This window comes from Eubacteriaceae bacterium ES3 (assembly GCA_030586155.1).
Classification (GTDB): Bacteria; Bacillota; Clostridia; order Eubacteriales; family Eubacteriaceae; genus Acetobacterium.
The window spans coordinates 2,058,322-2,071,200 of sequence record CP130741.1 but is presented as its reverse complement, the minus strand read 5'-3'; the positions used below and the strand labels follow the sequence as shown (position 1 = coordinate 2,071,200).

The following is a 12,879-nucleotide window of genomic DNA, read 5'->3' as shown; positions in this document are numbered from 1 at the left end:
TTTTGTATGAATAAGAGTGGTACCGCGGAAAGCTCCCTTTTCGTCTCTAACAGAGATGAAAAGGGAGTATTTTTAATTAAAGGAGAAGAAAGATGTCAAGAAAAATTTATGTGTTGGATACGACTTTAAGAGATGGCGAACAGGTACCCGGAGCAAAACTTAACTTAAAAGAAAAGCTTATTGTAGCTCAACAGCTGGCTAAAATGAAAGTTGATATGATGGAAGTAGGATTTCCGTCTTCATCCCAGGGCGATTTTGAGGCTGTTCGGGCGATCAGCAGAAAAATTGGTAAAGATGTTGGTATAGCAGCTCTCGGCCGAGCAGTGCAAGGTGATATTGATAGTATTTATAGCAGCATTAAAGAGGCTGAAAATCCACTCATTCATATTGTTCTCGGGGCCTCTGATGTTCATGTGGGTAAAAAACTCAGAAAGTCACCCCAAGACGTTATTGAGATGGGGGTTAGAGCTGTTAAGTATGCCAGCAGTCTGATTCCAAATGTGCAATATTCCTTAGAAGACGCCAGCCGTGGAGATTTTGAATATTTATGGCGGACTATTGAAGCGGTTGTTGAAGCGGGAGCTACGATCATTAATGTGCCTGATACCGTTGGATTTGCCATTCCAGAAGAATATGGTCGTTTAATCGGACGAATTGATGAGCGTCTGAAAAACCTGGCGCCTGAAGTATTGCTAAGTGTACATTGCCACAATGATACAGGTTTGGCAACGGCGAATACTTTAGCAGCTGTGAAAAATGGTGCCAATAAAGTAGAATGTACAATAAATGGTATTGGCGAGAGAGCTGGCAATACTTCACTAGAAGAAGTTACGATGGGGATTTTATTACATCCAGATTATTATAATGGCTATACAACGATTGACACAAGTCAGATTTATGAAAGCTCGCGGGTGGTCAGTGCAACGATGGGACTTGATATTCAGGTCAACAAGGCAATCACTGGAGAAAATGCTTTTGCCCATTCTTCGGGGATTCATCAGGACGGATTGCTTAAATCCAAAGATGTATATGAGATCATGGACCCTGTTACAATTGGTGCACCTGAGATGGAAATTGTTCTAACCGCCCGTTCTGGTCGTCATGCCTTCAGATATGTTAGTCAGCGCTTGGGTTTTGAATTATCGGAAGAATCTTTTGAGAGTATTTATCAGCAGTTTTTAGCGATGGCAGATAGTAAAAAGGAAATTTATGATAATGATGTTCTAACTTTATTGAAAAACAGAGCAACATTTTCCGGTAAGTCTTGTCCTGAACTCTGGCAGTTAAATGATTACGAGTTAAACGCTAAAGGAGGCGTCGTGTTGGCAACTATCACATTGTCAAAAGGTGAGCAGGAGTTTGTTTCCAGCGCAAGTGATAATGGGGTTGTGGCAGCGCTTTATGGTAGTATTATTAAGGCCTGTGATATTCCCGTTGAACTGATTGATTACCGGATTAACAGCCTTGGCCGAGGTCGGGGAAGTATGGGAAAAGTGTCTGTTCAGATTCGCCATAATGATGAGGTATTCTCAGGAAAAGCGATTGAGAAGGATGTAATGCAGGCAAGTGCATTAGCTTTGGTAAATGCTATCAATAAGACTTATCTTTCTGGTGAATAACTAGGAGTAGCATGGTGTTAAGCATTCTGCTTCTAGAGAAAGTTTTCAAGTAAACAAAAGTCTTTATTGGGAAACAAACTGCTAAAGACTTTTAAATTTTTTGTTTGCTGGTTAAAAAGCATTTAACCGATCAAGATCAAGCTTATGGCCATCAGAATCATCCCGCCAATCAGTCCATAGATGGATAAATGATGTTCACCATATTCCCTGGCGGTTGGCAATAGTTCGTCGAAGGATATAAATACCATAATACCGGCGATTATTCCAAAGAGGATACCGAACACTGTATCATTTAGAATTGGAACAAGCAGTAAGTAAGCAACTATGGCACCGACCGGCTCAGCCATCCCAGAAAAAAACGACCATCTCAGAGCTTTACGACGGTCTCCAGTAGCACAGAATACAGGAATTGCCACAGACATCCCTTCTGGGATGTTATGAATGGCAACTGCGATAGCAATAGCAATTCCCAATTGTGGATTTTGAATGGTAGATACAAATGTCGCCATCCCCTCTGGGAAATTGTGGATAGCAATGATCAGGGCGGTCATCATACCAACCCGCAAGAGTTTCTGGCTACCATCAGCTGGGCAGCTAGTTGCTTCTTCAACCAAATGTGCTTCGTGGGGATTTTCATATGAGGGGACCAGTTTATCGATAATGGCAATCAAGAGCATTCCGCCAAAAAAAGAAATAATATTGACCCAAGTTCCACTTGTATGCCCCAGATTGGCGGTGAGTAATTGTCGGGATTCATAAAACAATTCTACGAAGGAAACGTAAATCATTACGCCAGCGGAGAAGCCCAAGGCGATCGATAAAAGTTTGGTATTAGTTTTTTCAAAAGTAAGAACTATCAGGCCGCCAATACCGGTGGATAAGCCGGCTAGTAGAGTCAGTAAGATAGCAATACCAATATTGGAAAAATGCATAATTTTAACCTCTTTGAGTTAGTGTCGATTTAGTGCTTAATGCTATTACTATATCATGTTACTGCAAAAATTGAAATAGAAAAGACAGGGGATTGAAGTGTTAACTAGCAAATGAATAATTAAATTGTACTATCGCATAATCAATTGAAAAATGTTTAGTATAAAATCCATTGAAAACTATTACATATTGTATATAATGATAATTGAGAATTCAATTGTTATCGATGAAGACGGTGGCTGAAAATAATAAATACAGGAGGAAAAAATGGCATCTTTTTATACTAATGATCAAGTTGAATTATATTATGAGGTAATAGGACGTGGCAAACCATTGCTTATGTTACCTGGGTGGACGTGTACGACACGTTTTTTTGAAAAAAATAGCAGTGTTTTGGCTGAAGACTTTCAGGTGATTTTGTTAGATTTTCGTGGACATGGAGAGTCAGAAAAAGTAATGCATAGTCATCGTATTTCTCGTTATGCAATGGACATCAAAGAACTGCTTGATCATCTGGACGTGAGTGATGTAACCGTGTTAGGGTGGTCGATGGGGGCAGCTGTTTTATGGAGCTATCTGGAATTATTTGGAAATCATAGGGTTGGCAAATTAATCGTTGTTGATCAGGCTCCGCTTCAATATACAGGTCCTGATTGGTCATGGGGTCAGAATGGTTGCTATGATGTGGAGATGTTTATTCGAACCTGTTATGATATTAAATATGCCCCGCGCGAAGCGGCTGAAGGATTGGCTTATGGTTGCTTGTATCATGAACCGAGTTCTGATGAAGTAAAGTTTATTGCTGATGAAATCTCTAAATGTCCGCCTTATATTCGGATAGAAATTATGCGCGATCATACAAATTTAGATTGGCGGGATTTTCTGCCTTGTATCAGTGTTCCAACTCTAGTTTGTGTTGCTCGTAACAGTGCAGTTTTTGATTGGCAGGGAAGTGCCTACGTGGCAGAAACCATTCCTGGTGCAAAAGTAGAGTTTTTTGAAGATTCCGGGCATATGCTTTTCTGGGAAGAACCTGAAAAATTCAATCGGACAGTTAAAGATTTTATCAATCAGAAGTAAGAATCTTGCATTTCACATAAATAAGAAAGACATTTTAAGGCGCTCAGCTAATGGAGGATAAATAATATGAAAATTGTTATCTCACCGGATTCATATAAAGGGTCATTAACGGCTATTGAGGTCTGTGATATAATCGAAACAGCGATTATCAATGTCATTCCGGATGCAAAAATTAAAAAAATTCCGATTTCCGATGGTGGTGAAGGAATGGTTTCAGCTCTAATGCAGGGAGGCATCGGTGAGCGTATCAGTTTGCAGGTGCATGATCCCTTATATAGAAATATCCAGGCTGAATATGGAATTATTGATAATCAGACTGCTGTTATTGAGATGGCAGCAGCATCTGGCTTGACACTGATTAAAAAGGAAGAGCAAAATCCTCTAAATACAACAACTTTTGGTACGGGTGAAATGATTTATGATGCTATTGTTCGGCGTGGCTTGAAAAAAGTTATATTAGGCTTGGGTGGCAGTGCAACCAATGACGGCGGAACTGGTCTTGCTACAGCTCTTGGAGTAAGATTTCTAAATGAAGACGATCAACCGATATTACCTTTTGGTAAAAATCTGGCGGAGATAAAAAAAATCGATTTAGATGCTGTTGATCCTCAAATCTTTGAGGCTGACTTCTTAATTGCCTGTGACGTTTCTAATCCGCTTTGCGGTAAAAATGGAGCCGCAGCTATTTATGGTCCCCAGAAAGGCGCTACATCTGAAATAGTAGCTATTCTTGATAAGGGGCTGGAGCACCTGGGGGATTTGTTTGAAAAAAACTCAGGGAAAACTTTGCTTTCTTTGGTAGGAATGGGTGCAGCTGGTGGTACGGCTTTACCGCTGGTTACATATTTTGGCGCTCAGTTACAATCTGGACTTGAGATTGTTCTTAACGAAATCCAGTTTGACAGGCAAATTCAAGGAGCAGATTTAGTTATTACAGGCGAAGGTAAAACTGACATTCAAAGTACTATGGGCAAAGTTGTCAGTGGCGTTGGAAAGCGGGCACATAAGCAGAAGGTTCCGGCAATTATTATTTCTGGAGCGCTTGAACCAGGTTATGAAAAAGTCTTTGAACAAGGGATTATTGCCGCTTTTGCGCTATGCAATAATACCCGTGGACTTGATTGGCAGATGGCCCATGCCAGAGAACTGTTACAGGCCCAAGTAGAAAACCTGATGAAGCTGGTTTCGGCAATCTGATGATTTTAATATTGAAACGTAAATTTATTGGTGTTAGTTTAGTGATTCGGAATATAAAAAAAGGTACTATGGATGCTTGATAAAAAAATTGCTCAAAAAATTGCGGATGAAGTGATGAATAACCTTGGTTATAATATTAATGTGATGAATAAAGAAGCATTTATCATTGGCAGTGGTTCACCGGAACGAATTGGTACTTTTCACGAAACCGCAATGAAGGCAATCAGGCAAGCAATTATTTGTGAGGTAACAGAGTCACAAGCGAAGAATCTGATGGGGGTGCGACCAGGTATTAATCTTCCTATTGTTGATAAGAATAATAAAGTAATCGGAGTGGTTGGTATTACTGGCGATTCCAACGAAGTTCGTAATATTGGAAAACTGGTAAAAATGACAGCTGAATTAATCATTGAGCAACAGGAATCAATGATACGATTTTACAGTCATCGTAATGATAAAAGTAATTTCTTAAATACCCTGATCTATGATCCTATGTCAATAGGTGAAAACGAGCTTAGAGATTGGGGGCGAAGAATTGGATATCAGATGGATCAGCCAAGAGTGGCTTTACTGCTTACTTATTATACTGGAAAATTAGAGGCCAAAAAATCTGTTCTGGAAAGTGAGCTGAATCAGATAAAAACCTCAGACCGACATTTAAAGAATGATATGTCAGCCTTGTTGTCCGAAGATTATTTAGTGATTTTTAAAACAATAGAGAAAACTGAACCGTGGGAGTTAGAGAAATCTATTAATGATTATCTTGCCGGTGCAGTTGGTTTGAAATCTTTACATGAATGGACTGCATATGTTGGCGGTTTTTATTCAGGTCTTAGCGGATATCAGAAATCTTATCGAGAAGCTTATAACATGTTTAGAAGTGTGACACTGACTGCTTCCCAATCTGTCTATTTTGCCCATCATTATTATGATTTAAAACTTTACTGGCAGCTGGACCGAGAAATCAGGACGGGAGTTTTAGAACCATATTTAAAAAAAATCCAATCATATTTTGGCAAAGGAACTGAAGATGCAATAATGACGATGCAAAAGCTTTATGATTATGATTTCCAATATAAAAAAGTGGCAATGGAACTCTTTATTCATCGTAATACAGTAATATTTAGAAAAAAGAAAATGGAAGAGTGCCTTGGTTTTACAATTAATGGGAGCGGAAATGAACGGATTTTATTTCAACTGTTGTTGATTCATTATGAAAGATTAAAACTGGAAAAAAACCTGGAACATGATATTTTAATGAGGTTTGAGTAACAAAAGTCTTACCAGAATAAATTTAATTTTAATCTCGTAAGACTTTTTTAAAATTTTTAATGAATCATTTTTTTATGTATTAACTTTCTATAGCAGATGTAAGTACCTCTTCGCGCCATTGTCGAATGCCCTTATCCATTACCGGCATCATCATGTCCATCATTTCAGCAATGTTTTTCTGATGACTTGCAAGATCAAATTTTTGCTCACCGCGCAGATAAGCCCCCAATAATTTGCCTAATTTTGTGCCTTCTTCATACACTTTCTGATTTTCAACATCAAAACAGCTTGAGGTGGAAACAGCACCGTTTTCTCCGACCTGCATTTGCGCGAAAGAATTTTTGCAGTCTTCGCCATAACCGCAGCTTAAGCAGGGAACGCTACCATTAACCACCAGTTGGTTGAGTAAGATGAAGCCCTCCATTACCATCTCCATGGCAATTTCCTGATTGACTTGTGCTGCAACATCGCGATTTAATGAGGTGACAACGGTGATTGCATATTTACCGGCGTTTAAACTGTTCATGTGTCGCATTGACCATAACCGCTCAAAAAACGCTTTTGAAAAAGCATCGATCATTCCATATGGTGTGTATGAACCGATGATTACCGCATCTGCAGCTGCAATCATTTCGCTGATTTCCTGAAAATCGTCTTCTTGAATACATTTGTTTGTACTTACACATGCCTTGCAGGCTAGGCATGGCTTAACAGTATAGCTGCTTAATTTGATGAATTCATATTCTAAACCAGTTTCATTTGCGATGCCTTTTAGCATTCTATCTGTATTACTGTTTTTAACAGGCGAACCGCTGATACATACTATCTTTTCCATTTTTGCCTCCTGAAAATTATTCTATTCCGATTATATCGAGACCGATGAATAACTTCTGTATAGCAGGCTACAATTTATAGAGAAATAATGTAATGTCGGTTTTTTTTACCAAGTTTTCCCATTTCAATCAATTCGTTAATTGAACGGGTTACAGTTACTCTTGAAGCGTTTACTAGAAAGCCAATATCTTCGTGGCTTAAATAACAATCGATTTCTAAACCGTCTTTGGTTTTTCGCCCGTGACGGTCAGCGATTAATTTAAGTGTCGTATAGATTTTGCTCTGAACATCTTTAATCGCATGGGTAGTCATTCTTTCGGTATAAGCTAACATTTTATTGTTGATGCTCATGAAAATTTTTTCAAGTATCAGTGGATCCTTTATTAACGTATTCATTTCATTTTTTGAACATGCGCAGATGTAGCTGTTTTCTAATGCAACACCGCTAAAGGGATAATTGATTTCTTCGAAAATGATATTTTCACATATTAAATCCCCCGGTTTTAATATGTCGATGACAATTTTTGTCCCCTCTTCAGTATATTTTTGCAACATGATTTTGCCAGTCTGAATTAAAAAAACCTTATGACCTTCATCACCCTGATTAAAAAGAAACTCACCTTTTTTGAGCAAATTACCTCTAGCCAGGTCGTGAATTGCCAGCTTTTCGTTTGCTGTTAGAATATCAAAAATCTCCAATTCTTTCATGCAATTATATTTTTTAGTATTAATGTTCATCGTTTTTCTCATTTCTTTTTTCTCTGTATAATCATATCTGTTTTTGAGTGGGCCGGCAATAAAAAATTAAGCTTTCACACGAAAAGAAGCTTCATGATCTTTTAATATGAGAAATGATGGGTAAGATTGTTCATATGAATGAATAAATGCTCTTTCTAAAGATAAAAATTTATTAGAATGTGCTGCGATAGATTATTTTCGTCCTTCCAATTTAAAAAAATGTTATGATATATTTCTAATAAAATGTCGGTAGACAATGAAACTGGGTATAATGAATTAACAGGTATTTTCTGAAAATTCCTCAAACAGAGATATAAGTATGGAAGGATAGAAATGATGAAAAGTATCAATCAATTGATAAAAAGCTACACACTAAGCCTACAAAATGGAGAGATAAAGGCTGCTTACAAAGGGATTTTAGAATTTATCGGTAAATTAAGAGTAGATTTAATAAGAAAATATCCGGCTGCAAACATCAGCGGCATATATCATGGTTATCTTGATATGAGTTATTTCTCGGTAAGTACAGAAGAATTAAAAGAAAGTGGGCTTAAAATAGCGATAGTCTATCTGCATGAAAAAGCTGTCTTTGAAGTATGGCTATCTGCTCGCAATCGAGAGATTGCAAATAAATTTAAATTGTTGGTTACTAAGGACCATGAATATGAGATAGAAATCTTTCATGAAGAAACAAATAGAGACGCGATCATTGAATCCATTTTGCTGTCTGAGCTTGATTTTGAAGATCCGACCCTGATGATTGCGCATATTGAATTAGGTATTGAAAAATTCTTTGCTTCAATTAGTTCAATATTAAAAAGTTAGAAGTTAGGATTTAATAATTCAGAAATATTTTGACAAGTCGTGATTATTTTGTTAATAATACTTTTAGAAGGGGAAATTATGATTTATGATGTCAAAAGTGTGGAAGAATATTTAGCAGCACTGCCTGCTAATAGAAAAGAGCCGATGGAACATTTAAGAACAGTTGTCAAGGCCAATTTACCAGATGGATTTTCTGAGCAGATATCATATGGAATGCTCGGATATGTCGTTCCACTCGCCATCTATCCTAAAGGATATCATACCAAAAAAGGAGAACCACTGCCTTTTTTATCACTTGCTTCGCAAAAGAATTATATCGCCCTATATCATTTCGGACTATATGCGAATAAAGACATTGAAACATGGTTTATTAAAGAATATCAGCTTCAGGTACCAACAAAACTGGACATGGGCAAAAGCTGTATACGCTTTAAAAATACGTCGTTGATACCTTATGATTTAATTGCCGAGCTTTGTAAAAAGATGACTGTTCAAGAGTATATCAATATCTACGAACAATCAAGAAAAAAGTAGTTTAATTTAATATTGAAATTTGAAAGGATAAAAAAATGGCCAATGATAAAATTTATTCAATGAGTTTTGCAAAAGTCTACCCACTTTACATTAAAAAAGCTGAGAAAAAGGGTCGCAGTAAGGCAGAAGTTGACGAAACTATATGCTGGATGACCGGGTATGATCAAGCGATGCTCGATCGTCAAGTGGATGAAGAAATCAGTTTTGAAGGTTTTTTCAGAGAAGCACCTCTTATGAATCCAAACAGAAGGTTGATAAAAGGTGTTATTTGTGGAATAAGGGTTGAAGAGATAAAAGAGCCGCTGATGCAAGAGATCAGATATCTTGATAAACTGATCGATGAGCTGGCAAAAGGCAAGGCAATGGAAAAGATTCTCCGTGCGGAAAAGTAGACAGATAATATCAGGACTTCTTTTTTCCGTCATCGATTATTTCAATTTCAAAATAATCAAACCAGATTGATTCCATAAATTGGTCTTCTCTAAAGCTGGTTTTTGAAAAGTTAGAAAGCTCCTTTGTGTTTTTGTCAAACCAGATTGGTTTTTCCAGATCAAATTGTTGGCAGAAGTTTTCCAGTGCTGTTTCAACTTTTTCATCTATACTAGTCGTATGGTCATCAATTTCAACCACGCTTTCTTTAATAAATTTGTTGCGTTTAATAAGTTTCCCCCAAATTCTAAACATTTGTTTCCTCCAGTTTTTATATAGCTAGTTTTTTGCCCTAAAAAAGACATATGTAGAGTATAAGTGTAAATGTGAAAATTGTAAAGAATTGCAATCATTTGCGCTTATTTTTTTCTTATAATTTTATGGTATACTACTCATATAAATTTTAAATGTTAGGAGTGGAAGGCGATGACAAATTATGAAACAAACGAAGTGATGGCGCAGGAAATAGCGGAAATGTTAAGAAAATTCGATATATTTAACGAAACACAAATTTTTTATAATCAAAAAATGATGACATATGACAATGAAAAACAGGAATTTATTACAAAAGAAAATATTGAAGTATCTGAATATGCTGATCACGGCAATCCTGATATGATTACGATTCAGTATCAGGGCGAGAACTCTCTATATATGATTGTAAATGGTTTTGCAGAAAGCTTAGAGGAAGTCAAACGCTGTAACAGAATAGTTTTAGAGTTGATTAAACTTGGCGAAAAATATAACCGCTGGTATGAGTTGGGATCTAAGATTAATCTCTATTACGTATCAGATGAAGATGATGTGTATACAACCAGTCGGTTTGATTTTACAAAAACCTCCGAATTACTTAATTAAGAGGATAATGTGATATTTAAAATAGCAAAGGGAATCTCAAAATACTTTGGACTGATTATTATAATTTGTATGCTGTTAGGCTTCATGAAACCGGAAGTTTTTTCTTGGGTGACCATAAAGTTGATGGGCCAGTCGGTTATTACCCTACTTTTAGGTCTGATTATGTTTGGTATGGGTATGACCTTAAAACTGGAAGATTTTAAAGTAGTGATTAAAAAACCACTGGATATTCTGAAAGGGACAGCAGCACAATTTTTGATTATGCCATTATTAGCGGTTATTCTGTCAAAATTATTTGGACTGCAAGAAGGACTGATGGTGGGGGTTGTGTTAGTGGGAACCTGTCCTGGTGGTACATCTTCAAATGTTATTGCTTATATGGCTGGCGGAGATGTGGCCTTTTCAGTTGCGATGACAACAGTATCTACACTTTTGGCACCGATTCTAACGCCGGCCATCACTTATTTCTTAATCCGACAAACGGTTTCATTTGATCCTGTCAGTATGTTTGTCAGCATTATTGAAGTTGTGATAGTTCCAATTGCATTAGGTCTTTTAATAAAATCGCTGCTAAAAGAAAGAGCAGATTTTGTTAACGAATTTATGCCGGCAGTTTCAGCTCTGGCAATTGCCTGTATTGTTGGGGGTGTAATTGGGGCTAATTCTGAAAATATTCTCAGTTCTTTAGGTATAATTGTCATTGTCATAATACTGCACAACTTATTAGGGTATGCACTTGGTTATTTTGTTGGCAGACTATCTGGGATGAGCAGAAAGAAATGTATTACCATGGCTGTTGAAGTGGGAATGCAGAATTCAGGTCTTGCGGCCTCGCTGGCGACGAGTCAGTTTGCAGCTGTTCCGATTGCGGCAGTCCCAGCTGCACTTTTTAGTGCGTGGCATAATGTTTCAGGAGCTATATTTGCAGCAATCATTAAATCTCGGGAACAAAGCATAGCGGCAGATAAATTTTAAGAAAAAATGGATGGATATAACGCTGCTTTAAACGGGCTAATATTTTTTCTTGGTCAAAATAAAATAATTCTGATATGATAAAACACGACGTACAGATGTCGTGTTTTATTTGTTATGATGATAATATCTTGAAAGGAATGTTATGAAAATTGATAGACTGATAGGTATTTTAACCCACTTATTGCAAAAAGATACTGTAACAGCGCCTGAGTTGGCTGAAAAATTTGAAGTCTCCAGGAGAACGATAAATCGTGACATTGAAGATTTATGTAAAGCTGGAATTCCTATTGTGACAAAACAAGGTATTGGTGGTGGGATTTCAATTATGAAAGAGTTCAAGTTGGAACGTACCCTGTTAACAAAGTCAGAAATGCAGGACATCCTGGCTGGTATTAGAAGTCTTGACAGCGCCAATGGCAGTAATCAATATGGACAACTGATGGAAAAATTATCTCTGGGTTCATCCGATTTTTTAACTGGAGATCAGAGTATTTTGATTGATCTATCTTCATGGTACAAAGAAAGTCTGGCACCTAAAATTGAGCTGATTCGAACAGCGATAGATGACCAAAAAATTTTGAGATTCAGGTATTTCTCTATGAGCGGTGAAAGTGACCGCGAAATTGAACCATATTTTTTAATTTTCCAGTGGGCTAACTGGTATTTATGGGGATGGTGCTTAACTAGGGAAGATTTTCGCTTGTTCAAGCTTAACCGAATGGAAGAATTAATAATATCGCAGGAAATGTTCAAAAAAAGGAAAGTTGAAATTCCAGATTTAAGCAGTGAAAATGTTTTTAAACCGAACATCAGAGTGAAAGCATTATTTGATGCCAATTGCAAGTGGCGGCTGATTGAAGAATTTGGTACCCAAAGTTTTATCGAACAGAATGATGGCAACCTCTTGTTTCATTTTAATTATTCAGACAAAGACAATTTGATTTCCTGGTTGATGACTTTTCAGGACAAAGTGGTATTGTTAGAGCCCCTGTCTATAAGAGATGAAATGAAAGAAATTTTAGCAAGGATGCAAACAAATTATTGAGGAGAGTAACAGATGGATTATATTAAGCTGACTGAGGAAAATCTTGAAAATGAACACATCTGCTGTGCTATTTCCAGGAAGAGTGCCCCCCAGGTTGATTCTAAAAAGAGGTGGCTGCGAGACCGTATGGAGGAATGGCTGGTTTTCCTGAAAGGGGAATGGTTACGCAAACGATCTTTTAAAAGGGTGTATAGATGATGCCAAAGAAAAGGGGAAAAAATGAGTAATAATGAATTTGCAGATTACATGATGGAGCAGCTCGAACCCCTTGGTCATGTACGGTCTCGAGCAATGATGGGCGGTTATATCTTTTATTATCGTGAAAAGATAATTGGCGGGATTTATGAACCTGGTTTTATGCTAAAAATTACAGAAGCCAGTAAAAAATATTTTGCTGACGCAAGGATTATGCCACCCTATCAGGGCGCAAAAGAAATGATTCTGGTTGATGATGTCGATAATCAGGATTTGTTATGCCAGGCAGTCACTGAAATGTTTGATGAACTGCCCATGCCAAAAGTAAAAAAGAAAGGAAAGAAATAA

Annotated in this window: 16 protein-coding genes; 12 read left to right on the top strand and 4 right to left on the bottom strand. The window is 37.2% G+C overall.

The genetic code is table 11. From position 1 onward, the window contains the following. The first annotated feature begins 92 nt into the window (after window positions 1-92). Window positions 93-1,619: a 2-isopropylmalate synthase gene (locus Q5O24_09450; protein ID WKY46606.1), complete on the top strand. Its 1,527-nt coding sequence runs from the start codon at window positions 93-95 to the stop codon at window positions 1,617-1,619. Window positions 1,620-1,741: 122 nt separating this feature from the next. Here the strand turns inward: Q5O24_09450 and zupT are convergent, their stop codons facing one another. Continuing rightward, complete coding sequence (gene zupT, locus Q5O24_09445) at window positions 1,742-2,551, bottom strand: zinc transporter ZupT (GenBank protein ID WKY46605.1); 810 nt, start codon at window positions 2,549-2,551, stop codon at window positions 1,742-1,744. A gap of 265 nt (window positions 2,552-2,816) precedes the next feature. Between zupT and Q5O24_09440 the strand changes: the two genes are divergently transcribed. From Q5O24_09440 to Q5O24_09430, 3 genes are all read left to right on the top strand, one after another. Beyond that, window positions 2,817-3,629: an alpha/beta hydrolase gene (locus tag Q5O24_09440; protein ID WKY46604.1), complete on the top strand. Its 813-nt coding sequence runs from the start codon at window positions 2,817-2,819 to the stop codon at window positions 3,627-3,629. 66 nt (window positions 3,630-3,695) lie between these two features. Beyond that, a complete protein-coding gene (locus tag Q5O24_09435; protein ID WKY46603.1) occupies window positions 3,696-4,826 on the top strand; it encodes a glycerate kinase in 1,131 nt (376 codons plus the stop codon). A gap of 72 nt (window positions 4,827-4,898) precedes the next feature. Continuing rightward, window positions 4,899-6,098 (top strand): sugar diacid recognition domain-containing protein, encoded by a 1,200-nt coding sequence (locus Q5O24_09430; GenBank protein ID WKY46602.1) that lies wholly within the window; start codon window positions 4,899-4,901, stop codon window positions 6,096-6,098. Window positions 6,099-6,177: 79 nt separating this feature from the next. Here Q5O24_09430 and Q5O24_09425 read toward each other — a convergent pair whose 3' ends face one another. Then, window positions 6,178-6,933 carry a flavodoxin family protein gene (locus Q5O24_09425; GenBank protein ID WKY46601.1) on the bottom strand — a complete coding sequence of 252 codons (756 nt, stop codon included), beginning with the start codon at window positions 6,931-6,933 and terminating at the stop codon, window positions 6,178-6,180. A gap of 74 nt (window positions 6,934-7,007) precedes the next feature. After that, window positions 7,008-7,670: a Crp/Fnr family transcriptional regulator gene (locus Q5O24_09420; protein ID WKY46600.1), complete on the bottom strand. Its 663-nt coding sequence runs from the start codon at window positions 7,668-7,670 to the stop codon at window positions 7,008-7,010. 333 nt (window positions 7,671-8,003) lie between these two features. Here Q5O24_09420 and Q5O24_09415 point away from each other — a divergent pair, with 333 nt between their 5' ends. The 3 genes from Q5O24_09415 to Q5O24_09405 all read left to right on the top strand — a co-directional run bounded on the left by Q5O24_09415 (window position 8,004) and on the right by Q5O24_09405 (window position 9,421). Further along, window positions 8,004-8,495 (top strand): hypothetical protein, encoded by a 492-nt coding sequence (locus Q5O24_09415; protein ID WKY46599.1) that lies wholly within the window; start codon window positions 8,004-8,006, stop codon window positions 8,493-8,495. Between the two features lie 78 nt (window positions 8,496-8,573). Continuing rightward, window positions 8,574-9,029: a DUF1801 domain-containing protein gene (locus Q5O24_09410; protein ID WKY46598.1), complete on the top strand. Its 456-nt coding sequence runs from the start codon at window positions 8,574-8,576 to the stop codon at window positions 9,027-9,029. A 35-nt stretch (window positions 9,030-9,064) separates the two neighbouring features. Continuing rightward, window positions 9,065-9,421, top strand: coding sequence for a DUF2200 domain-containing protein (locus Q5O24_09405; protein WKY46597.1), 357 nt, complete (start codon window positions 9,065-9,067; stop codon window positions 9,419-9,421). A 10-nt stretch (window positions 9,422-9,431) separates the two neighbouring features. Here the strand turns inward: Q5O24_09405 and Q5O24_09400 are convergent, their stop codons facing one another. After that, on the bottom strand, window positions 9,432-9,713 hold the full coding sequence (locus tag Q5O24_09400) for a hypothetical protein (GenBank protein ID WKY46596.1): 282 nt from the start codon (window positions 9,711-9,713) through the stop codon (window positions 9,432-9,434). Between the two features lie 171 nt (window positions 9,714-9,884). Between Q5O24_09400 and Q5O24_09395 the strand changes: the two genes are divergently transcribed. The 5 genes from Q5O24_09395 (at window position 9,885) to Q5O24_09375 (ending at window position 12,879) form a co-directional block, all read left to right on the top strand. Beyond that, the gene (locus Q5O24_09395) at window positions 9,885-10,316 is read left to right on the top strand and encodes a hypothetical protein (GenBank protein WKY46595.1); all 432 of its coding nucleotides are present in this window, start codon (window positions 9,885-9,887) and stop codon (window positions 10,314-10,316) included. Between the two features lie 9 nt (window positions 10,317-10,325). Beyond that, window positions 10,326-11,291: a bile acid:sodium symporter family protein gene (locus Q5O24_09390; protein ID WKY46594.1), complete on the top strand. Its 966-nt coding sequence runs from the start codon at window positions 10,326-10,328 to the stop codon at window positions 11,289-11,291. A 142-nt stretch (window positions 11,292-11,433) separates the two neighbouring features. Further along, on the top strand, window positions 11,434-12,336 hold the full coding sequence (locus tag Q5O24_09385; protein WKY46593.1) for a YafY family protein: 903 nt from the start codon (window positions 11,434-11,436) through the stop codon (window positions 12,334-12,336). Window positions 12,337-12,348: 12 nt separating this feature from the next. Continuing rightward, window positions 12,349-12,534, top strand: a complete 186-nt coding sequence (locus tag Q5O24_09380; GenBank protein WKY46592.1) for a hypothetical protein — start codon at window positions 12,349-12,351, stop codon at window positions 12,532-12,534. A gap of 21 nt (window positions 12,535-12,555) precedes the next feature. Next, window positions 12,556-12,879: a TfoX/Sxy family protein gene (locus Q5O24_09375; GenBank protein ID WKY46591.1), complete on the top strand. Its 324-nt coding sequence runs from the start codon at window positions 12,556-12,558 to the stop codon at window positions 12,877-12,879.

Coding starts and splice junctions, on each gene's coding strand:
- Q5O24_09425 (WKY46601.1), bottom strand. CDS start 6,933: ATGGAAAAGATAGTATGTATCAGCGGTTCGCCTGTTAAAAACAGTAAT.
- zupT (WKY46605.1), bottom strand. CDS start 2,551: ATGCATTTTTCCAATATTGGTATTGCTATCTTACTGACTCTACTAGCC.
- Q5O24_09400 (WKY46596.1), bottom strand. CDS start 9,713: ATGTTTAGAATTTGGGGGAAACTTATTAAACGCAACAAATTTATTAAA.
- Q5O24_09405 (WKY46597.1), top strand. CDS start 9,065: ATGGCCAATGATAAAATTTATTCAATGAGTTTTGCAAAAGTCTACCCA.
- Q5O24_09375 (WKY46591.1), top strand. CDS start 12,556: ATGAGTAATAATGAATTTGCAGATTACATGATGGAGCAGCTCGAACCC.
- Q5O24_09450 (WKY46606.1), top strand. CDS start 93: ATGTCAAGAAAAATTTATGTGTTGGATACGACTTTAAGAGATGGCGAA.
- Q5O24_09440 (WKY46604.1), top strand. CDS start 2,817: ATGGCATCTTTTTATACTAATGATCAAGTTGAATTATATTATGAGGTA.
- Q5O24_09385 (WKY46593.1), top strand. CDS start 11,434: ATGAAAATTGATAGACTGATAGGTATTTTAACCCACTTATTGCAAAAA.
- Q5O24_09435 (WKY46603.1), top strand. CDS start 3,696: ATGAAAATTGTTATCTCACCGGATTCATATAAAGGGTCATTAACGGCT.
- Q5O24_09380 (WKY46592.1), top strand. CDS start 12,349: ATGGATTATATTAAGCTGACTGAGGAAAATCTTGAAAATGAACACATC.
- Q5O24_09410 (WKY46598.1), top strand. CDS start 8,574: ATGATTTATGATGTCAAAAGTGTGGAAGAATATTTAGCAGCACTGCCT.
- Q5O24_09430 (WKY46602.1), top strand. CDS start 4,899: ATGCTTGATAAAAAAATTGCTCAAAAAATTGCGGATGAAGTGATGAAT.
- Q5O24_09395 (WKY46595.1), top strand. CDS start 9,885: ATGACAAATTATGAAACAAACGAAGTGATGGCGCAGGAAATAGCGGAA.
- Q5O24_09420 (WKY46600.1), bottom strand. CDS start 7,670: ATGAACATTAATACTAAAAAATATAATTGCATGAAAGAATTGGAGATT.
- Q5O24_09415 (WKY46599.1), top strand. CDS start 8,004: ATGATGAAAAGTATCAATCAATTGATAAAAAGCTACACACTAAGCCTA.